At 42.2% G+C, this 20,710-nt stretch carries 20 protein-coding genes and 2 pseudogenes; 13 read left to right on the top strand and 9 right to left on the bottom strand.

Annotated features, from left to right (window positions below):
* Positions 1 to 1,569: 1,569 nt before the first annotated feature.
* Both HWQ42_RS35615 and HWQ42_RS24815 read left to right on the top strand, forming a co-directional pair.
* A pseudogene (locus tag HWQ42_RS35615) lies at positions 1,570 to 2,184 on the top strand (S-layer homology domain-containing protein); the annotation flags it as partial.
* 610 nt (positions 2,185 to 2,794) lie between these two features.
* Complete coding sequence (locus HWQ42_RS24815; protein ID WP_292816913.1) at positions 2,795 to 4,036, top strand: S-layer homology domain-containing protein; 1,242 nt, start codon at positions 2,795 to 2,797, stop codon at positions 4,034 to 4,036.
* A gap of 113 nt (positions 4,037 to 4,149) precedes the next feature.
* Here the strand turns inward: HWQ42_RS24815 and HWQ42_RS24810 are convergent, their stop codons facing one another.
* Entirely contained in the window at positions 4,150 to 5,505 is a 1,356-nt protein-coding gene (locus tag HWQ42_RS24810; protein ID WP_292816912.1) for an ATP-binding protein, read from the bottom strand.
* A 286-nt stretch (positions 5,506 to 5,791) separates the two neighbouring features.
* On the opposite strand from HWQ42_RS24810, the gene HWQ42_RS24805 reads away from it, so the two are divergent.
* A complete protein-coding gene (locus HWQ42_RS24805; protein ID WP_041566316.1) occupies positions 5,792 to 6,109 on the top strand; it encodes a DUF3155 domain-containing protein in 318 nt (105 codons plus the stop codon).
* 452 nt (positions 6,110 to 6,561) lie between these two features.
* Here the strand turns inward: HWQ42_RS24805 and HWQ42_RS24800 are convergent, their stop codons facing one another.
* On the bottom strand, positions 6,562 to 7,092 hold the full coding sequence (locus HWQ42_RS24800; protein WP_292816911.1) for a cofactor assembly of complex C subunit B: 531 nt from the start codon (positions 7,090 to 7,092) through the stop codon (positions 6,562 to 6,564).
* A 52-nt stretch (positions 7,093 to 7,144) separates the two neighbouring features.
* The gene (locus tag HWQ42_RS24795) at positions 7,145 to 7,492 is read right to left on the bottom strand and encodes a PadR family transcriptional regulator (RefSeq protein WP_292816910.1); all 348 of its coding nucleotides are present in this window, start codon (positions 7,490 to 7,492) and stop codon (positions 7,145 to 7,147) included.
* Positions 7,493 to 8,158: 666 nt separating this feature from the next.
* Here HWQ42_RS24795 and HWQ42_RS24790 point away from each other — a divergent pair.
* The 6 genes from HWQ42_RS24790 to rpsN all read left to right on the top strand — a co-directional run bounded on the left by HWQ42_RS24790 (position 8,159) and on the right by rpsN (position 13,006).
* Positions 8,159 to 8,737, top strand: coding sequence for a DUF3611 family protein (locus HWQ42_RS24790; protein WP_292730500.1), 579 nt, complete (start codon positions 8,159 to 8,161; stop codon positions 8,735 to 8,737).
* A gap of 399 nt (positions 8,738 to 9,136) precedes the next feature.
* Complete coding sequence (locus HWQ42_RS24785; protein WP_292816909.1) at positions 9,137 to 9,337, top strand: hypothetical protein; 201 nt, start codon at positions 9,137 to 9,139, stop codon at positions 9,335 to 9,337.
* Positions 9,338 to 9,490: 153 nt separating this feature from the next.
* Entirely contained in the window at positions 9,491 to 10,771 is a 1,281-nt protein-coding gene (gene serS / locus HWQ42_RS24780; RefSeq protein ID WP_292816908.1) for a serine--tRNA ligase, read from the top strand.
* Positions 10,772 to 10,861: 90 nt separating this feature from the next.
* Entirely contained in the window at positions 10,862 to 11,962 is a 1,101-nt protein-coding gene (gene rseP, locus HWQ42_RS24775; protein WP_292816907.1) for an RIP metalloprotease RseP, read from the top strand.
* Entirely contained in the window at positions 11,938 to 12,627 is a 690-nt protein-coding gene (gene nth / locus HWQ42_RS24770) for an endonuclease III (RefSeq protein WP_292816906.1), read from the top strand. The genes rseP and nth overlap by 25 nt, the downstream gene beginning before the upstream one ends.
* A 76-nt stretch (positions 12,628 to 12,703) precedes the next feature.
* Entirely contained in the window at positions 12,704 to 13,006 is a 303-nt protein-coding gene (gene rpsN, locus HWQ42_RS24765; RefSeq protein ID WP_012410383.1) for a 30S ribosomal protein S14, read from the top strand.
* Between the two features lie 56 nt (positions 13,007 to 13,062).
* Here the strand turns inward: rpsN and HWQ42_RS24760 are convergent, their stop codons facing one another.
* Positions 13,063 to 13,392, bottom strand: coding sequence for a hypothetical protein (locus tag HWQ42_RS24760; protein WP_012410384.1), 330 nt, complete (start codon positions 13,390 to 13,392; stop codon positions 13,063 to 13,065).
* A gap of 101 nt (positions 13,393 to 13,493) precedes the next feature.
* On the opposite strand from HWQ42_RS24760, the gene aat reads away from it, so the two are divergent.
* Positions 13,494 to 14,069 (top strand): leucyl/phenylalanyl-tRNA--protein transferase, encoded by a 576-nt coding sequence (aat, locus tag HWQ42_RS24755; protein WP_292816905.1) that lies wholly within the window; start codon positions 13,494 to 13,496, stop codon positions 14,067 to 14,069.
* A 77-nt stretch (positions 14,070 to 14,146) separates the two neighbouring features.
* Here the strand turns inward: aat and HWQ42_RS24750 are convergent.
* The 4 genes and pseudogenes from HWQ42_RS24750 to HWQ42_RS24735 all read right to left on the bottom strand — a co-directional run.
* A pseudogene (locus HWQ42_RS24750) lies at positions 14,147 to 15,442 on the bottom strand (diguanylate cyclase); the annotation flags it as partial.
* Between the two features lie 44 nt (positions 15,443 to 15,486).
* On the bottom strand, positions 15,487 to 15,903 hold the full coding sequence (locus HWQ42_RS24745) for a hypothetical protein (protein WP_292816916.1): 417 nt from the start codon (positions 15,901 to 15,903) through the stop codon (positions 15,487 to 15,489).
* A 7-nt stretch (positions 15,904 to 15,910) separates the two neighbouring features.
* Complete coding sequence (locus tag HWQ42_RS24740; RefSeq protein ID WP_292816904.1) at positions 15,911 to 16,162, bottom strand: hypothetical protein; 252 nt, start codon at positions 16,160 to 16,162, stop codon at positions 15,911 to 15,913.
* Positions 16,095 to 17,825 carry an AAA-like domain-containing protein gene (locus HWQ42_RS24735; protein WP_292816903.1) on the bottom strand — a complete coding sequence of 577 codons (1,731 nt, stop codon included), beginning with the start codon at positions 17,823 to 17,825 and terminating at the stop codon, positions 16,095 to 16,097. Before HWQ42_RS24735 ends, HWQ42_RS24740 begins: the two co-directional genes overlap by 68 nt.
* A gap of 385 nt (positions 17,826 to 18,210) precedes the next feature.
* On the opposite strand from HWQ42_RS24735, the gene HWQ42_RS24730 reads away from it, so the two are divergent.
* From HWQ42_RS24730 to HWQ42_RS24720, 3 genes are all read left to right on the top strand, one after another.
* Positions 18,211 to 18,741, top strand: coding sequence for a hypothetical protein (locus tag HWQ42_RS24730; RefSeq protein ID WP_292816902.1), 531 nt, complete (start codon positions 18,211 to 18,213; stop codon positions 18,739 to 18,741).
* Between the two features lie 141 nt (positions 18,742 to 18,882).
* A complete protein-coding gene (locus HWQ42_RS24725) occupies positions 18,883 to 19,197 on the top strand; it encodes a hypothetical protein (protein WP_292730474.1) in 315 nt (104 codons plus the stop codon).
* On the top strand, positions 19,187 to 19,555 hold the full coding sequence (locus HWQ42_RS24720) for a pentapeptide repeat-containing protein (RefSeq protein ID WP_292816901.1): 369 nt from the start codon (positions 19,187 to 19,189) through the stop codon (positions 19,553 to 19,555). Before HWQ42_RS24725 ends, HWQ42_RS24720 begins: the two co-directional genes overlap by 11 nt.
* A gap of 106 nt (positions 19,556 to 19,661) precedes the next feature.
* On the opposite strand, the gene HWQ42_RS24715 is transcribed toward HWQ42_RS24720, so the two are convergent.
* Positions 19,662 to 20,648 (bottom strand): LysR substrate-binding domain-containing protein, encoded by a 987-nt coding sequence (locus HWQ42_RS24715; protein ID WP_292730468.1) that lies wholly within the window; start codon positions 20,646 to 20,648, stop codon positions 19,662 to 19,664.
* Between the last annotated feature and the right edge of the window lie 62 nt (positions 20,649 to 20,710).

Genomic DNA, 20,710 nt, shown 5'->3' with positions numbered 1-20,710 from the left:
AATTTTTACTCCAGCTTTTTATTATCCCATGTTATTTATATTAAGGATGAGTCTAATATCGATATTGATTGTAATACTTATTTAAAAGTTGCCTCTATTGTATTCTGTATCTAAAAGAGTATTCAAAATCATGGAATATCCTGATACTTTTGTTAAGTAGTGGCGATCAAGGAGCTTTTTCTTGTGGTAATTCAAGGTTTAAATTTAAGCACATATCTTGCAATTCCCGTATTATTAAGTCTTTTGGTTCCGGGAGACAATATAAAAGTATCTTTAGTTGAAAACGTCCGTCAGGCATCCACTAACAAGGAAGTGAGCCTATCTAGCCGTGAGCTAATCAGCGCCAATTCAACACCGAAAACATACTATGTTAGTGGTACTGGAAACGACAATAATAGCGGACTTTCTACTTCATCCGCCTTTAAAACAATTCAAAAGGCAGCAGACCTTACGAACCCTGGCGATACAGTACTGATTATGAACGGAGTATACACAAATACAGACAAAGCTGGGAGTGTAGTAAGTATTAAACGTTCTGGGACTGCAAATGCATGGATTAGGTATAAAGCATATCCTGGGCATTTCCCAAAAATTCAGCACAATACATGGAATGGTATCACAATTTCAAATAAAGCTTCATATATCGAGATCAACGGGCTAGAGGTTATAGGAAACAATGCCAATATCACCCTTGATTACGCGATGAGTGAGAAGACTAACAAACAAAACCCACTGACGAATGGAAACTGCATCAACGTTGATGGTCGAACGAATGGTCATGTTCATCACATCCGTATTCTGAACAACAAAGTACATGACTGTGGAGGAGCAGGTATTTCAGCGATTCAAGCGGACTATGTGACAATAGATAATAATGTGGTATTTAATAATGCCTGGTACAGCGTTTATGGTTGCAGTGGCATTTCAATGTTGAGTAATTGGAATTCTGACAACAACCAGGGATATAAGATGTTTGTTACCAACAACAAGACCTACAACAATCGCATGTACATCCCTTGGATTGCAGTTGGAAATATCACAGACGGCAATGGCATTATTATCGATAGTACAAGAAATGATGAAAACTCAAAATTGGGTGCATATAAAGGACGTACTTTAGTTAAAAACAATCTTGCATTTAATAATGGTGGTTCAGGAATTCATGCATTTTTAAGTGAGCATGTTGATATTGTAAATAACACAGCTTTTTTGAATAATCAGAGTCCAGAACTTAATGGTGGGCAAATATTTGCTCATACCTCATCCGATGTCAGAATTTTAAGGAACATTCTCTATGCTTTTCCTGGAAAAAATATTAACAATAACACTAAAAATGCAAACGTTGTTTATGATTACAATATTTATCTGAATAGTTCTAAGATAAGTGTCAAGGGGACTCACGATATTGTTGCAGACTCACAGTTTTTAAGTAAGCATCCCACTCTCGAAAAAATCTCTGAGAATTGGAAATCGCTAGAGAAACAAAATCCGCCAACGCGGACATCTATAGAGGCTAAGTCAGCAGATTTTGTTTGCGATCCAGTGAATTATCCTTTGCAAGACAAACTCATCAAAGTGGGATGCTCCCCGCTATCTTTAGCTCAAACTGCTTTTTCTGATGTTTCATCTAACTATTGGGCAGCACAATTTATTCAACAATTGTCACAGCGAGGTGTAATTGCCGGATTTCCTGATGGTAGCTTCCGCCCAGAAGAACCGGTGACACGCGCTCAATTTGCCGCGATGGTCAACAAAGCTTTCCAAAAAGCACAGCAACGGCAGCCAATCAGTTTTGCTGATGTGCCTAGCAACTATTGGGCATCCAGTGCGATTCAGCAAGCTTATACCATTGGTTTTTTGTCTGGTTATCCTGGAAATCGCTTTGAGCCTAATCAAGCTATTCCCCGCGAACAGGTTTTGGTTGCCCTCGCTAACGGTCTGAAATATAGTCCTAGCGGTAATACTGAAAGCACTCTGAAATACTTCAACGATGCCTCTAACATCGCTAGCTATGCCCGTAGCCCGATCGCAGCGGCAACCCAAAAGCAAATTGTGGTCAACTATCCGAACGTGAAGTTACTAAATCCAACTGCAACCGCCACTCGCGCTCAGGTAGCAGCTTTTATCTACCAAGCATTGGTTAGTTCTAATCAAGCCTCAGCAATTAACTCACCCTATGTCGTGTTAAAACTTAGCAATTAATTCGCCATATATAGTAGTTGTCGGGTCTACTACTTCAACACCTGTATCAGTCACAATTAGAATCTCTTGATTTAAATAGTTATTCAATAGAGGCGATCGCCACTTTAACTAGAGTGTGCGATCGTCTTCATTTTTACACTTAAAACTTCTATTTTTAAGCAACTATTCTATACTCTGTATCGTCTGACTCAGTATCCATATTTCTTGAAATACTCATTTAATTGTGCCAAGAGATAATACGGTGATTAGACTATTTATAGTCTATAAGTAAATATGCGTAAATAATCGAAGGTTTGCAGAGAGAAATTTAGCCCTTACTTGTTCGCGTAGCGTCTTTTCGGCGCAGTCTCTTGTAGAGAAGAGAGAACTGAAGCCCTTGTGATAAAATAATCTTAAAATTTTTACATTACTTAATCTACTTTGTTTCATTCTCGCCTACTTGCCTACTTCGTTTGACAGAGATTTTTTGACCATGACTATATAACTAAGGTAATGGTTTTTACAAAAAACCTAAAAATTGGGAACCTCATGCTTCAGTAAATGTCTAATTAATTAACAGTAAAAAACTAATTGTGACTGGAGTTAAAAATTAATGTTTACTTTAAATTGTTGGCAATCTAGAACAGCTGCACTTATGGCTTTGAGCGTCACAGTCGGTACTGTAGCGCCTTTCATTACAGCTTCGCCATCTTTAGCTCAAACTACTTTTTCTGATGTTTCATCTAACTATTGGGCAGCACAATTTATTCAACAATTGTCACAGCGAGGTGTAATTGCCGGATTTCCTGATGGTAGCTTCCGCCCAGAAGAACCGGTGACACGCGCTCAATTTGCCGCGATGGTCAACAAAGCTTTCCAAAAAGCACAGCAACGGCAGCCAATCAGTTTTGCTGATGTGCCTAGCAACTATTGGGCATCCAGTGCGATTCAGCAAGCTTATACCATTGGTTTTTTGTCTGGTTATCCTGGAAATCGCTTTGAGCCTAATCAAGCTATTCCCCGCGAACAGGTTTTGGTTGCCCTCGCTAACGGTCTGAAATATAGTCCTAGCGGTAATACTGAAAGCACTCTGAAATACTTCAACGATGCCTCTAACATCGCTAGCTATGCCCGTAGCCCGATCGCAGCGGCAACCCAAAAGCAAATTGTGGTCAACTATCCGAACGTGAAGTTACTAAATCCAACTGCAACCGCCACTCGCGCTCAGGTAGCAGCTTTTATCTACCAAGCATTGGTTAGTTCTAATCAAGCCTCAGCAATTAACTCACCCTATGTTGTGGCTGTCGGATCTACTACTCCAACATCTGCATCAGTCACAATTCCCCAAGGGACTGCTATTGCTGTGAAGTATGACAAGGCAGAAAAAATTCTGGTAACAAAGGATGAAACATCGCCCTTGACATTAACAGTATCTCAAAACGTGGTTACGCAAGATGGATCTGTAGTGATTCCTGCTGGTAGTCAGGTTATTGGTCAACTCAAACCTGCTACGGGTGGTTCTCAATTCGTTGCCGAGAAACTGGTTTTACCCAGTGGTCAAGAGTATCAGCTGAACGCTACTTCTGGCGTGATTACCAAAACTGAAACCGTCAATAAGGGTACTAGTCTTGGTTCAATTATCAAGAATACTGTATTGGGCGCAGGTGCAGCAACTGCGGTATCTGCTGTCACTGGCGATCGCGCCATTGCCACAGAAGAAGTCTTGGGTGGTGCTGGTATCGGTGCATTGGTTGGTCTGTTCTTCGGCAAGAATAGTGTTGACTTAATCGCCATTGACCCAAATACCGATTTACAAATGACAATCAATCAAAATTTGTTGGTTTCACTAAGATAGTCATTAGTCATTGGTCATTAGTATTTACAAAGGACAAATGACCAACTCTCTACTTCAGTGATTAGCCATTAGTCTTTACAAAGGACAAATGACAAATGACAAATGACAAATGACTAATTTTGAACTTCCGGCAACCAAATAATAAACGTAGTTCCCGGTGCGTTGGGTGAAGTGAATTTAGAGTTGATTGCAGGGCTGAAAACCTCGATTTCGCCCTGCATTTGCTCTATTAATTGTTTAGCGATCGCTAACCCCAAACCTGTGCCGGGGATTTCTGTTTGCGCTTGTACACCCCGATAATGTCGTTCTCCAAGATGTTCTAAATCCTGGGGTGGAATGCCAGGTCCGTTATCACTAATAACTATTCCCTGAAAATGAGCTTTTTCTTGCCCCGCCTGAATCAAAATTTTGCCACCAGTGGGAGTGTATTTCAAAGCATTATCAATAATGTTAGTTAACACCTCTCGTAATGCTTTGACATTGGCACGTACTAGGGATGAATTCTGTTGAATTTCTGTTATTAATTTTAGCTTTCGCTCTTGGGCGATCGCTTTGGCTGATATTAATAATGGTTCTAATATATCTGCTAACGAGCAGTCAACTGCTTTATCTCCCGTTCCCGGTAATAATAGCGGCGGTTTAGCGTCTTTTTGGATAGTTGCTTCTACAAATACTTCATCTTCTGGTAGATGTAGTGGTGCTAAATCTGCCTGTGTCAAGTCAATTACTTGTTCAAATTGTTGCAGTAATTCTTTAAGGCGATCGCTTTCTCTGACAATACTATTTGCCACATCCCGGTTAGTGTCTGCTGGTCGTAGTCGTTTTAATAGCAGTTTGCCAAAAGTCCGTAACGCCGTTAATGGGTTACGAAACTGATGCAATAGGTTATCCAGCAAATCCCGCTGTTTTTCTTGAAGAATTTGTTGCTCACGCAACTGTTGCTCAAACCATGCTCGCCGCTGATCTAAAATACAAGCGATCGCTAATGTTTGGGCTATCCGTTGAATCTGACTTTGTTCGTGTTCATTCCATACCCGGTCTTTCCTACCTGTCACTAGTAACCCCATCATCACACCCTCATAAATCAGAGGTAAAACAATTTGGTTGCCACTAAGTAGGTATTCCTCTTTGAGATCGGGTTGAGACGCATCTGGTATCTCAGACTCCCGTGACGAAGTTGGAGATTCTGAACCTGCTGTCAATAACCTTCCCTGATGATTGGGTAATATAAACGCATTTCCAAGTTGAAGTTGCTTGTATGCCGTCGCTTCAATAGTTTCCTCTCCTGGCGGCAATAATGTTGTTTCCGGGTAAATCACCACAGGAATCAGTTTGGCATCGCCGGACGGAGTATCTACCAATTCTTGTGTTAGGTACACAATACTTAAAGTTGCTCCCAGCCCTTGGGTTAGTAGCGCTATTTGCTCTCGACACAGAGCAAGAAAATCGGAACTGGCAGACATTAACATTTTTTAGCTCTTGCTCAAGATTATAGATTTTGAGGCATGATGTAAGAGAGGATACTTAATTTTTACCTCATTCATTTAATAAAGCTTAACTAAAATTTTCTTAGAGATGGTTTGTACTAGGAGATTATATTCTTAGGTGATTTTATTTTCTCTATGTTTCAAAGATATTAACTTTCTTATATTAAAAGGTTAAAAACTATTGATATTCTGAACTAGAACCTATATAATGACGACGGATTTTGTAGCTATCACTACAATCTATAGCTTGAAAGAGGAGGACAATAGATTGGCAAGGAGACGCAAAAGGAAGAGTCGTCGTCGTCAGGAAGGACGGCGCATTTTGGAGCACGTGCCTCAATATAGCATCGAAAGTGGCGAAGAAAAGCCTGTAACAGCAGCTAGAAGATTCATTCAAGCTGAAGGGATTTTGCCACCAGCGTTGCTACTTGTAAAGCGAAATGAACACACTACAGATCGTTATTTCTGGGCAGAAAAGGGACTGTTTGGTGCTCAATACGTAGAGGAAAATCATTTCTTGTTTCCTAGTTTGAGGGTGTTAGAACCTTCACCAGGTCAAGAACCTCTTGCTTTAGCTAGTCGGTGAACCATAGATGGTCATCTTGGGCATTGAATGTGGCTCCTGACTATTATTAACTGGCAAAATTGCTAAGTTTATGCAAAATTTAATTTTTTTTTAGTTTGTAGCTGATTTGCCAGTAAATCTAGTCCAGGTAGTTGGAAAGTGAACCTGTTTCAAACCACGCTAGATTGCATGGGTTGATACTAATTTGATCATGCAAAAAGGAACTGGGTATAGAGCCAAGCGTGTCTAAAAGTGCTAGTGAAGTTGCGCTCTTATGCCGTAGATGGTTAAAGTCTGCTCTGTCAATGAATTTAAGTTAATGAATTTAAATTTTTTCCCCACGACCAAAGTCGTGGGGAAAACTGACAAAGCAGCAATCTTGATTTTCTCCTTCCTACTTTCCATTACCTAAAGAGTAGGTCAGGTCAGAAGTCTGCATATCATAGTTAAGAGATGGTCGCAAAAATCAAAAATTATTTCCCAGGCTTGAGCTGTAGAGTCCTCTGCAACTCACTGAGTTCATCTCGATGGGCGACTACAGTTATCTTACTTGAGGAGGTTTGTTCGCTCTGAGTTGTTTCTACTTTGAGCGACACCTTCTCAAGTCTTCCAGATTTTTTCCAATAAAATAGACCACTTAAAGGCGACAGCAGTACCATCGCCAGAACAAGGGTACTGAGGCTAGGAAAAAGCAGGGATGTAACCAGAGATAGACAAACAATCCCAGTCGCTGCCAGTAAAGTTAGAAATATAGCTAAGAACCAACTGGGGCGAACATTACCTTCAAAAGTTACCTGATTTTGTTCTCGGTTTACGGCTGCAACTCGGTAAGACCGCGATCGAAAATACTCTTTTAATTGAGACATTAAAATAGCTTCATCTTGCTCAGATACTAGTTGAGCCATTTCTGTGCGGTCTTTAGTCGAGGCACGAATAAAGAAAAACAGCCCAACCGATAACAACAAGGTTAGCAGGAACGTAGAAGGCAGAATAGCAGTATCCATAACTAATTGTTAGTGTTTGACTGGAGGAGACTTATTCATTATCAATGATTCGTTACTTTTTACTCCCGTTGATGTAGTGTTGCCAAAGAAAAGCTAAATCCTGAGCTTGAACTTGCCATTCAGGAGAAACTTGGTACATCCGCCTGGGGCGTCCCCGTCCTTCGAGTTTCTTCCAATATCCAGTGATTGCACTTTGGTCTTCCAGAAATTTAATTGCACTGTAAAGTACGGTATCTGAAAGCCGATAGACGGGATACTCAGTTTCTAATTGCTCGATCAACTCGGTTCCGTAGGATTCACCTTGTAATAAAACAGACAGTATGTAACAAACTGCTAGTTCCTGACAAAGGTAAGTTGGCGGAGGATTCTCAAAAAATTGATATATATCCTCAAGTTTCATGGTTAGTGAATGGCTAAAAAAATGTCTTAGGGTAAAGTCTACAATCCTTGTAGCCAGTATACAGTGCTACTACTACGCGAGTAATACATATAGAGCTACTTAGACTAGATATCCATTGCGTAAACATCAAACAATTACCCACGCCTGTGAAGTTGTGGGGCGAGTTTGCGAGTTTTAAGGGCACAAAACAATGTACCCTCACTCAAGCTCGATACGGTGTGGTGAGGAGCGAACAGACAGTGAGAGAGTCACTATCTTGGTGTTAACTGATGCTGAGCTGCTTAGAACTGCTTAAGCAATAAAATGCCATCGAAGAAATTTTACAGGTAAAATGCTATTTTGTCTGTAAAACTTAATAAACACTTTGTTTTACAGTGATTTTCCCAATGTAAATTCTCAAATCTTCAGCGAAGGGATATATCTGGGATCAAGCTGCTACGTCAGTAGACATACTTAAGCAGTAACCATTTCTGATTTCCTCGATCGCAGAATTTCTTGTCTTATTTGGCAAGTGTAATAGTAAATTGATCAAAGAAGGCGCTACATACTAGGGGAAAGAAGACAGGAGAGGGGAGAGGTAGGGAAAGAACTCTCCGTGTCCTCGCATTCTTTCGTCCTCTCATCCTCGTCTTCTTTTATCAAGCACCCAGCATATTAGCGATCGCTATGTCACAAACTCCCGATGCCCCATCATCTTCCTCAACTCTTAGGGCAATTGCCCAAACTTTTCGCCTTACAGGTTGGATTAGCTTCTGGATTCAGCTAGTACTAGGCGTTGTTTCTAGCATAATTGTGCTACTGTTCGCCATCTTTAATCAAAGAACTGGCAGTCCTAGTAATAATCCTGGGACTGGCTTTGGTGTATTTTTAGCAATTTGTGGACTGGTTGTTTTAGGTGGGGGGATTTATTTAGCTTACCGTTACACGAGAATTGGCAAGCAATTGGAATCCTCCAATCCCAGCAACCGCCCTCGCAAAAGCGAGACTGTGCAAGTATTACGCTTAGGTGTGTGGGTGAATTTAGGAGGAACTCTAGTGACCCTTTTGGGGGCGCAAGCGATCGTTGGCACACTGGTAGCGCGATCCATATCTCCACAAGCGATAACTACCCAATTTTTTGACCCTACCCGAATTATTAGCGGTCTAGATATGCTTGTAGTACAGGCAAACACCAACACCGTCTCAGCCCACTTTGCAGGGCTGGTGGCGTCACTTTGGTTACTCAATCGCATTAACCGACCTTAAAAAAGGGAGTCAACCCCTTCAGGGAATTCAAAATTCAAAATTCAAAATTCAAAATTATTATCCCCATAAATAAATTTAGGGGCTTGAAATAAGGATAAATTATTTCTCATGCTTCGTATCTCGAAATAAATCTTTTTTCTTGTCTATAAATAAATTTAGGGGCTTGTATCCTTTTCTGTTTTGGTCAGAAGAAAAGGTAATAGTCAAAAATTAGCAATTTCTTTGACTTCTTTTCTCCTCTTTTTCAGCGGTAGCAATAATTCAAATATGTTGATTGAAGTTTTCCGAAATTATTAAATTAGAGTGTGGATAATAATACCAGTTATATTAGCACCCATCTAAAGAGTGATATTAGAACCGTTATCAGGGTGAATTAATCTTTATTAGAGGTCTTACACTATGAAAAAACTAGAAATTTGGAAGTTTGGTATACAAGTACTTTTTAGCACATTGATGATTGGATTATGTAGTTCCCTAATCTTTATGGAACGCGATAATAGCCAAAATCAGGCAGTGTACTGGAGTGATTTATCAGGTGTACTTGCCTACTGGCTACCCTCACCTGCAAACACTCAGGAGTCTAGAAAATCAGAAGATTAATCCCAAATTTTGGATTTTCAATTTTTCTAGCCCTGCCAATCTTGCCAGGGCTAGAAAAATTGAAATGCTTGCTTTTCTGCTCACACGAAGCCAAAATCAGTATATGCTGATGTGTTGGCAGGTAGATAATAGGCTAAAAACTGAGAAAAATCTGTGCTGGATATCAAGCAAATACGGGAAAATCCGCAATTAGTTCAAGAACGATTGAATAGTCGTAGTGGTAAATACGACATAGAACCGATATTACTGTTAGATCGGCAACAACGGGAACTTGAGGGGACGCGTAGTCAACTCCAAGCCCGTAGCAACGAAATTGGTAAAATTGTCGGTCAGAAGATTAAATCTGGGATCAATCCTCAAGACCCAGAAATTCAAGCTTTGCGGGATGAAGGTAACTCTGTAAAAGTGACGTTGAGTCAACTGGAACCCCAAGAAAAAGACCTCAAAGCCGAAATTGCTCAACTTGTGTTGGCACTTCCCAACTTGCCAAGCGACTCTACACCCCTTGGAAAGAATGAGGAAGATAACGTAGAAGTGCGCCGTTGGGGTGATGAGTACATTCCCCAAAATCCGAATATTCTCCCTCACTGGGAAATTGGCGAAAAGCTGGGTATTCTCAATGTTGAACGAGCTGTAAAAGTTGCCCAAAGTCGATTTGTGACATTGATGGGCGCTGGTGCGGCATTGGAGAGGGCATTAATTCAATTTATGCTGAGTCTCCATACTCAGGCTGGATATGTGGAAGTCAGTCCACCGCTGTTAGTTAATACTGAGTCTTTGACGGCGACCGGTCAGTTACCCAAGTTTGCAGAAGAAAGCTTTAAATGCGCTGATGATGATTTATGGCTGATTCCGACAGCTGAAGTTCCAGTTACAAATCTCTACCGGGGTGAAATTCTCGCTGCTGAGGATTTGCCTATTTACCACTGTGCTTATACTCCCTGTTTTCGCCGCGAAGCTGGTAGCTATGGGCGTGATATGCGGGGATTAATTCGCCTGCATCAGTTCAACAAGGTGGAAATGGTGAAATTTGTCGAACCTAGTACGTCTTTTGATGAACTGGAGAAATTGGTAGGGAATGCAGAAGCAATTTTACAGGCGTTGAAGTTGCCATACAGAGTAGTAAATTTAAGTACTGGAGATTTGGGATTTGCCTCTACCAAAACTTATGATTTAGAGGTTTGGTTGCCCTCTTCTGGCAAATACCGCGAAATTTCTAGCTGTTCCAATACTATAGATTTCCAGGCGCGACGGGCTGATATTCGCTTTAAAGAGGCGGGGAAGAAAGGCACTCAGTTCGTACACACTCTGAATGGTTCGGGTTTGGCGGTGGGAAGGACGATGGCAGCAATTTTGGAGAATTATCAACAATCTGATGGGACGGTGAGGATACCAGAAGTCCTGCAACCTTATTTTGGGCGTGAACTTTTGTAATTTGTCCTTAGTCTTTTACCAATGCCCAATGCCCAATGCCCAATTAGAATGGAGATAACTATAGCTTAATATCTTCACTAAATTTACTCTATGTCAGTTTTAGCAGCGATCGCAGTCTTGGCTGTTTTGATCTTGGTACACGAGTTGGGGCATTTTGTTGCAGCACGTTCTCAAGGCATTCTCGTTAACCGTTTTTCTTTGGGTTTTGGCCCAGTTCTTTTGAAGTACCAAGGTTCACAAACCGAATATGCTGTCCGCGCCTTTCCTTTGGGCGGTTTTGTGGGCTTTCCTGATGATGACCCCGATAGCGATGTTCCACCCAATGACCCAAATCTGCTGCGTAACCGTCCAGTTTTAGACCGGGCGATTGTCATCAGTGCCGGAGTGATCGCAAATTTAATATTTGCCTATTTGGTGCTGGTTCTGCAATTGGGTATCGTTGGTATTCCCAAAGAATTAAACTATCAAGCTGGTGTGATTGTACAGCCTGTTAATCAAGAATCTGTTGCCTATCAAGCAGGAATTCGGGAAGGAGATATTATTCTGGCTGTTAATGGTCAAGAACTCCCGGCTTCTGATAAATCAACTCCTTTGCTGACAAAAGAAATTCAAACTCATCCCAATCAGCAAATAGAACTGAAAATTCTGCGCGAAAATCAAGAACAAACCCTGAAATTAACACCAAAGCTAGGAGCCGATGGCAAAGGTGTAGTTGGTGTGGCACTTAGTCCAAATGCTACAGCAGTTTATCGCCGTCCGAATAGTCCTTTTGAAATTTTCGGTCTTGCTGCTAACAGGTTTCAACAATTATTTGTTGGGACACTGAGCGGTTTTGGACAGTTGATTACCAATTTTCAACAAACTGCTGGACAAGTTTCTGGGCCAGTTAATATCGTCAAAATAGGTGCGAAATTAGCTGAGGACAATAGTGTAAATCTGTTGTCTTTTGCGGCAATTATCAGCATTAATTTGGCTATTATCAATATTTTGCCTTTGCCAGCCTTGGATGGCGGACAACTGGCTTTTCTGCTGATTGAAGGCTTGCGCGGTAAGCCTGTACCGTCCCGGATTCAAGAAGGTGTAATGCAAACTGGTTTGGTATTACTCTTAGGCTTAGGAATTTTTCTGATAGTCAAAGAAACTACCCAATTAACTAGCCAATTGGAGTGGGTACAAAAATTGTTCCAGTGAGCATTACCCGCAAATCGTTATCTAAAAAGCAACGGGCAATAGAAATTTTAGCTCGTCTGAAGCGTCTTTATCCAGATGCTACTTGCTCTTTGAACTACTCAACGCCAGTACAATTGTTGGTGGCAACGATTCTCTCTGCTCAGTGTACTGATGAGCGAGTGAATAAGGTGACACCAGCTTTATTTGGTAAGTTTCCTGATGCTGAGAGTTTAGCGATCGCTGACTTGGTAGAATTAGAAAGTTTGGTGCGTTCAACTGGGTTTTATCGCAATAAAGCCAAGAACATTCAAGCCGCCTGTCGGATGATTGTCACTGAGTTTAACTCTGTTGTCCCCAACCAAATGGAGCAATTATTAAAGCTTCCTGGTGTGGCGCGCAAGACAGCAAATGTCGTTCTGGCTCATGCTTATGGTATTAATGTTGGCGTGACAGTAGATACTCACGTTAAGCGCCTCACCGAACGTTTGGGTTTAACTGAAGCAAAAGACCCGGTTCGGATTGAGCAAGATTTAATGGGTTTATTGCCTCAGCCTGATTGGGAAAATTGGTCAATTCGGCTGATTTATCACGGTCGTGCTATTTGTAAAGCACGCTCTCCCGTCTGCATTGCTTGTGAGCTTGCTGATTTATGTCCTGGTGCAAATAAGCCAGTGGTTGTCGGATAAGCGACACAAGTAACCCCAGAATTGATGGAGAGACTGTAGAATGGAAAACGGTGTCTTTAAATAAGTTAGAGAATATATGGCTAAAAAGAGCATGATTGAGCGCGAGAAAAAGCGCACTAGGTTGATAGAAAAGTATGCTGACAAGCGGGAAGCTCTTTTGGAAGAGTTCAGAAGTGCAGCATCTCCTTTGGATAAGCTAGAAATCCACCGGAAGATTCAACAGCTACCCCGGAATAGTGCGCCTACCCGTCACCGCAACCGTTGCTGGTTGACTGGTCGTTCTAGAGGTGTTTACCGCGATTTTGGGTTGTCTCGGAACGTACTGCGAGAATGGGCGCATGAAGGCCTTTTACCTGGAGTTGTTAAGTCTAGTTGGTAGTCAAGAGTCATTAGTCATTAGTCATTGGTAAATAACAAAGGACTAATGACAAAATATTATTGACCACAACACTTATCAATTCCCAGACTTTCTAAGAGTAGATCGCTGACGGCGTTGGCGATCGCAAACTCTCCGTAGAAGCTATTGGAAAAATCATAGGACTGCATCTCTGTGACAATGGCAATTACCAGAGAACCAAGGTCATTTTCTCCTTCCATCCGTTGACGCACAAAAATCTGTGCGGCTCGTTGGGCAATATTTTGGTTGACTGCTTCGGGGATAAATTCTGTATCTAGCCACCGTTGTAAGCGTTCTCGTAACCATTCACCTTCGAGTAGGGGGTTTTCGGGCGGTGGTAGGGTGATGGGTGGAATTGGTTGAGTCATTTTTTTTAACGCAGAGGGACGCGGAGGGAAACGCAGAGGAACGCTGAGGTTGACTCTTAGCATCAAATTGCGTTTCTAAGAGTGTTTTTTTATATTTATTTATGCAATATGATATCGCCGCTATTGTTGAGGGCTATGCCCAAGGCTATTTTCTCATGGCTGATGAACGCGATCGCTTGAGTTGGTACGGAAGTCGCGATCGGACTTTTATTCCTTTGGATGAGCGGTTTCGCTACCCCAAGTCTTTACAGCGCGTTCTGAATCAAGAACGGTTTACTGTGGCGATTAATCGGGACTTCCAAGCTGTAGTCGCTGGCTGTGCTGACAGAGAGACAACTTGGATTTCACCGGAATTGGAAAAGATTTACTGGCTACTTTACCAGAAGGGTTACGCTTACAGTTTTGAAACTTGGCAGGGTGACGAATTAGCTGGGGGAATTTTAGGGATTGTGATTGGTGGGGCTTTTATTGGCGAGTCGATGTTTTACCGCATTCCCGAAGGTTCAAAGGTGGCGATGGTCAAGTTGGTAGAAAGATTGCGTCAGAGGGAATTTGTATTTTTTGATGCCCAAATGATGAATCCCCATTTGGAAAGGTTTGGCGCTTATCGGGTTGGGGATAAAGAATATCAATCTTTACTTCAGCAAGCGTTGCAACGTGCTTGTAGCTTAGTATAATTGTATAAAAAAGCCTCGGATGTGATTGTTACTGATGTAGTAATGGCGGGAATGAAGGTATGGCCATAAAAAATGTTTCAATCATTAGAATAGCGATCGCGCCCATTTTGTTTGGCATGGTACAGTGCTTTATCTGCTGAGGCAATGAGTGTATCTGGCTTGATATTCCAAATGGGTATGCGAGAGGTAATTCCTAAACTAACGGTGATGATATTCTTGACATCAGACTGTACATGAGGAATAGCCAGAGCATGAATTGCTTGCTGAATACTTTGGGCTACTTTAATCGCTCCCGTTAAGTCAGTATTAGGCAAGAGTACCAAAAATTCTTCTCCACCATAACGCGCCACTAAATCGGCAGGACGATAAATTGTCTGTTGAACTCTTTGCGCTATCCTCATTAGACAATCATCGCCTGCAAGATGACCATAGTAATCGTTGTAAAGTTTGAATTTATCAACGTCAAACATAATCAGTGACAGGGGTTGTTGTTCTCGTGCAAGGCGTTTCCATTCTGCTTTTAGTCGTGCATCAAAGCAACGACGGTTAGCCACCTGAGTCAAGCCATCTAAATTTGCCAGTTGTTCTAGTTTCTGATTGGCATCTTGGAGAGCCAATTCAATTTGTTTACGTCCAGTAATGTCGCGTATGGTAATAGCAAAACCATCATCTAGTTTGACTGCAACAAAGTGATACCAGCAAGAATTGCCTAATGGATGGTAAAAATCCCGTTTTAAAGCTTCCCCCGTTTCAACAAGATTAACAAAGTGATTAAAGAGTTCTGGTTCTAGATGGGCTAAGAGTTTTTTGAGTACTAATTTGCCAATCATCTCTTCACATTTGCTTCCGAAGGCTCTAGCAATGACAGAGTTCACAACTAAACAACGAAAATCCTCAATGTACCCGGTTGTAGGGTTGCGAACAGCTTGCATAGCGGCAATACCATCTAGTGAACTATTCAAAATACTGGCTAGCATTGCCCTGGACTGATACAGTATCTCTTCTGTTTCCTTACGCTTAATATTTTCTTGTTCTAGAAGCCTTTGCTGACGTTGAATGGTTAATTGATTTTCTAGGCGCGCTACAACTTCTTCCATCTGAAAGGGTTTGGTGATGTAATCTATGCCCCCTGACTCAAAGGCTATCACTTTATCGAAAACATCATCTAAAGCACTAATAAAAATAACCGGAATGGTGCGTAGAACTTCATCTGCTTTCAGAGTTCTACAAACTTGATAGCCATCCATTTCTGGCATCTTGATATCTAAAAGAATAATATCTGGTCGCTTCGCCTTTACTGTTTTTAGTGCCATCCGCCCACTTGTGACGCTGCGAACAGTGTAGCGGAGTTTGACCAAAAAATCACTTAATAAAGGTATTGTTTTGCAGCCGCCCCAACAAGGGATAATAGTTCAAATCAATGAAAAAGAAAAAGACTGTAATTGCAAATAGAGCGATCGCTCTTTTCTACTGTTATATTAGTCTTTAAATAATCCTGCACCCAATCACAACTGTATTTCAGCAGGTTGAGATGGAGAATTTGTTCTAGATCCCACAGAATCACAAGTTGGTCATCTCCCCCAGAGGCAAGGGTTTTACCATCAGGGCTGAAGGCAATTCCCCACACATCACGCTCATGTTTAAGAGTTCTGATTAAAGTACCATCTAGTTGCCAAAGCTTGACGCTAAAATCGCCACTGGCAGAAGTGATCGTTTGTCCATCTGGGCTAAAGGCAACTCGCCACACCGCAGATTTATGCCCTTTAAAAATGGTCAACAATTTACCATCGATCGTCCAAAGACGGATAGCGCCATCAATGCCAGCAGCGACTATCAGGCGACTATCGGGGCTGAAGCGAACGGCTATGTATGGTTGCAGTATGTGGTAGCGTTCTCACCAGTGTTCCATCCCGCTTCCATAGCTTGACTGTGCGATCGATACTAGATGAGACAATCCACTGACCATCAGCGCTAAAATCAACGCCTAAGACAATCCCTTGATGCCCTGATAAGTGATTGAATTCATCAGCACCGTAGACAGCTTGTTCTAATACTTTGCAGGTTTGGAGATCCAGGGCATTGGCATCTGCCAAATTTTGCAGATCGAGCCGTTGAAATTTCTGTCTGGCTCGGATTGCTTGTACCAGTGCATCTAAGCGTTGATTGGAATTTAAAACTCCCATTGGAAGCAGATGCCGCCGATACCTCACTCAGCGATGCTTGCCCTGCGGCATAGAGTGTTGTGAACCCCAAGATAATAACTGCTACTAGAGCCAAACTTACCCCTAGCAGGAGTCGTCGCTGAAGGCGGGCGCTCTTTTGTTCACTCGCCAATCGCGCTTCAGTTTCTTTGAGTCGTTCCACTTCCAGTTTTTGCTTGACTTCCCGACGTTCCAGTTCTTGGCTGGCTGCTAAAAATCGATAGTCCAAATCGCTGAGACTTTTACGCTGAGTCCAGTCCAAGACCTCTTGTAAGGCATTACCCCGTAGCAGGCGTGACTCATCTTGAAAGCCCGATGCTACCCAAGCATTGAATGGCTGTGAATAAGGGCGCAGATTGTCTAACTGCTTTAATACCCATTCAGCATTAAAAATACTGCGGTAGATGGGATTTTTAATTCTGAGATAGCCGTTGTGTTTCTCCACCAATCCCGATAGTAAAAGCTCCGTCTGTTCTCGACTATCATCGGTAGGCACGGGAGATATTGGAGGTAGAGGATACCAAGAGTCGCTAGTATTTTTATTCTTTGCGTCCTCTATTTCCTCTGCTTGCAATACCTGCTGATAAAGACTTAACAACCGTCCAGCTTGTTGTTGGTTAAAAAGTAGGCGATCGCGAATCGTGCGGAGGTGTTCGGGTTCATCTTGTGATTCCCAGTGTTGGATAATGTGCGATCGCACCAATTCTTCTACCCAATACGCCTCAGTTTTTGGGGATAGGATAATTTTCCGCTCTGATGTATTTAAGGCAGTTTGGAGAATTAATTGACAGAGTTTTTGAGTTAGAAACGGTTGCCCCCCTGTCCAATAGATCACCTCTTGCAGCACAACTTCTGGTTGGCTGATTGCTCCCTGTAACCCATTTAGCAATGGGTTAGCTTCATGCAATCGAAAGCCGTATAACTCTATAGCTGTCCCAATGTTAAAAGGTGTCCGGCGTTTGTCAGCAATTAAGTCAGATGGACTGGCGACTCCAAACAATGCAAATCCCAGGCGTTGAAAATTCGGATCGTATGCCTGCTGATTGTAGCAATGACGAATCCAGGCAAAAAAGTCATTGACCGGAAAATTCAAACTCAGCAAACTATCAATTTCATCAATTAAAATGAAAATGCCTTTAGCTTCGCCGCCGCCTTCACAATCGCTCTTGACATTTGGCAGCAATACTTCCTCAACAAACTGGTGTAGTTTTTGTATAGGAGAAAGACCTGTTTGCATATTCCACCATTGCTTAAAGTTGACGTGTTCCGCCAGATTTAACCCGTAGAATATGCTGACAATGATTCCTTTATACCATTGTGCTGATGTGGTATCCTCGCTACCCAATTGCGTCACATCTAAGTAAACACATTTATAGCCTTCTGACTTGAGACAACGACTTATTCGCTGTAGTAGGGACGATTTACCCATTTGGCGAGAGTTGAAGACGTAGCAAAAATTACCATCTTTCAGACTGTTATAAAGTTTTTCGTCAGCTTGACGCACAACATAAGTGGGATCGTCGCTGTGGAGGCTACCGCCAACTTGGTATCTCATGTACAAAGTGTGATTAGAAAAGGAGGAGATAAAGAAGGAGTCAGAATTCAGAATTCAGGATTTAGAATACTACATCCATGCCACACTATCCCGTTCGTGAAGTCTCTTGTAGAGTAAGACGGTGAGGAATGGGTATGCAGTAGATGCGATGCCTACGGCGGGCTACGCCTACGCAGAGGGAAAAACGTTGGCGCAATGGTTTGCCTTTGCAAAGACTATGATTTACTGATTTTAAATTGGATGTTGACCAAAGCCAGTGGGTTGATTAAATCCGCCAAATTTCTCAAAGCAATTTCGTCTTTGTCTAACCATCGCTAACCTTGACCCGGAAAACATGGCAGATTACTTGAATAAGTACCAAAAGTCTGACAGGAAAACCATACTAATGAGAATTTGGACTACTACTGCTGTGCTAGCTGCTTTTTGGCTAATATCTGGGGTCATAGGTTCTGAGCCAATCAACGCTACTTCTGTTTTGGTAGAAAATGTTATATCATCTCCGACGCCAACGAATGCAAAACAGATTACTGTCAGTAACACCGAGTTTGGTCTGAAGAGAGTTGACTCCAAAGGAAACGTTACTATTTTCCAGACAACAAGAGTGCCACTTCAGGAAGGAAACATCTACGGGTGGCGGATTAAACTCAAAAACTACCAAGGTGAAGTGAAATGGCGTGAAGTCTTGTATTTACCAAAACCTCCAGAAACTTGGGGTACAGATAATGGTGAAGATTTCTCAATATCAGCAGACGGCAAGACATCTGTAACACGGCGCACACAGTCGGCTCCAGAAGGTGTAATTGAGAATTTTTGGACAATCGCCCCTGGCGATCCGGTTGGTAAGCATAGAATAGAAGTCTATATTGATAACCGTTTGATCGGTACTTTCCAGTTTGAAGTTATTCCAGTTAAGTAGAGATGAAGGGCATTGGGCATTGGGCATTCGGGCGGAGGGGCGGAGGGGAAAAACTTACTGCAACTTCTCCCCTGCTCCCCTGCTCCCCTGAAGCTGAGAGTATCTTAGAGATAGAAGTTTGATTCTTGTTAGGTGGCGATCGTGAATACAGAGGAATTCCTGCGATTGATCGAAAAACAGCGTCTATGTCCTCAGACACTACCAAAAGGACTGCAAGCAATGTGGTATGACAACAAAGGTGATTGGAGCAAGGCTCATGAAATAGTTGCAAATGCCAGTGATGCTGATAGTGCCTGGGTTCATGCTTATCTGCACCGCAAAGAAGGCGATTTGAACAATGCCCATTTCTGGTATCAACGCAGTGGTCAGCCAGAATTTTCAGGAGAACTAAGCCAAGAATGGGAACAAATAACTTCTGTATTGCTAAAGAAGGTCAACGTGACGCATGAATGCTGAAGATTTAAAAAGGCGTTTTGCCGCAGGAGAAAGATATTTTCCAGCCGTCAACTTGAGTGGGGACAAGCTGATTGGAGCCGATTTGCCTGGAATTAATTTATGGGGATCTGACTTGAGTGGAATTAACTTAGCTAAAGCTAAACTCTGGGGAGCAGATTTGAGTAGTACTAATTTAGCCAAAGCGAATTTGACCAGAGCTAATTTGAGCGGTGCCAATCTGAATGAAGCAAATCTTCGAGGAGCAAAACTCAACTATGCCAAGTTGTATGGAGCTAATCTGACTGGTGCTTACTATGATGAAAGTACGCGGTTTTCTAGAGGTTTTGACCCGATCAGTAGAAATATGCGGAAGGTGTAGGGAGTAGGGGAGCAGAGAGCAGAGGAAGAAGAATTATTAATTATTGATCAATTCTCAATGCCCAATGCCCAATGCCCAATGCCCAATGCCCAATACCCAATCTCCTTCAAATAACTGATAAATGTTGATGCGAACTATCCAACATAGACGATATCAACATTTGTTCAAAGACTTTGGAAAGAGCAGTTTGAAAACGCTGACGGTGTTTGATTTTGAAAAAAGGTCGAACTATTTCTGCGTAGGCGCAGCCCGCCGTAGGCATCGCACCGTTACCTTCTCTATTATCAATAACTCGAATTGCCCGCAAAGTCCCCAACTGGATTTCTTTTTTTACCATCAACTCAGAAATTCCAGTTGCGCCTACGCCATTTTCAATCGCGGCTTTTGCCATCTCACCACTGGTAAACACTAAAATTACATTCAGTTCGCTGAGATTGATGCCCCAATTTTGCAACGCTTCCTCAAACCTTTGCTGGGTTCCAGATTCGCGCACCCGCATCACCCAAGGAGTTTGGGTTAGTTGACTTAAATCAACTTCTCCCCACTCAAACCAAGGGTGTTTTTGACCGACCACAATTTGCAAGCGATCGCTCGCCACTATTTCGTACTCTAGAGTATTCTGAAGCGCTGGCTTTACATCACCTTCCACCAAACCTAAATCAAACTGTCCCATCGCTGTACCAACACAAATCGTTTCTGCATTGGCAAGGGTACAGTCAATCTGGATACCAGGATATTGGCTCTTAAACTCACTAATCTTACTTGGTAGCCAGTAGTTACCAATTGTCAGACTCGACCCTAATTTCAATTCACCCCGTTGCAGATTGTTCAATTCTCGCAATCCCCTTTCTGTCAAGGAAACTTGATCGAGAATTTTCTGCGCTTCCACTTGCAGTAATTTACCCGCTTCAGCAATCTCGATATGGCGACCAATCCGATGGAATAGTTTCACTCCGTATTCTTGTTCTAGGTTGTGGATCGCTGCACTGACGGCAGGTTGTGTAATATAAAGCTCCTCTGCTGCGCGAGTAAAGTGTAAGTTCTGCGCCACAGCCAGAAATATTTTTAGCTGCTCAAGCGTCATTCCTGCCATTTATCGTATCCCTAAGACTTGGTGTCAAAATTTTAATCACTTTCATTTATCATTTTGACAAA

Origin of the sequence: Nostoc sp. JL23 (genome assembly GCF_017115065.1) — a bacterium.
Taxonomy (GTDB): Bacteria; Cyanobacteriota; Cyanobacteriia; order Cyanobacteriales; family Nostocaceae; genus Nostoc; species Nostoc punctiforme_A.
This window is presented reverse-complemented; position numbering and strand designations above follow the sequence as displayed.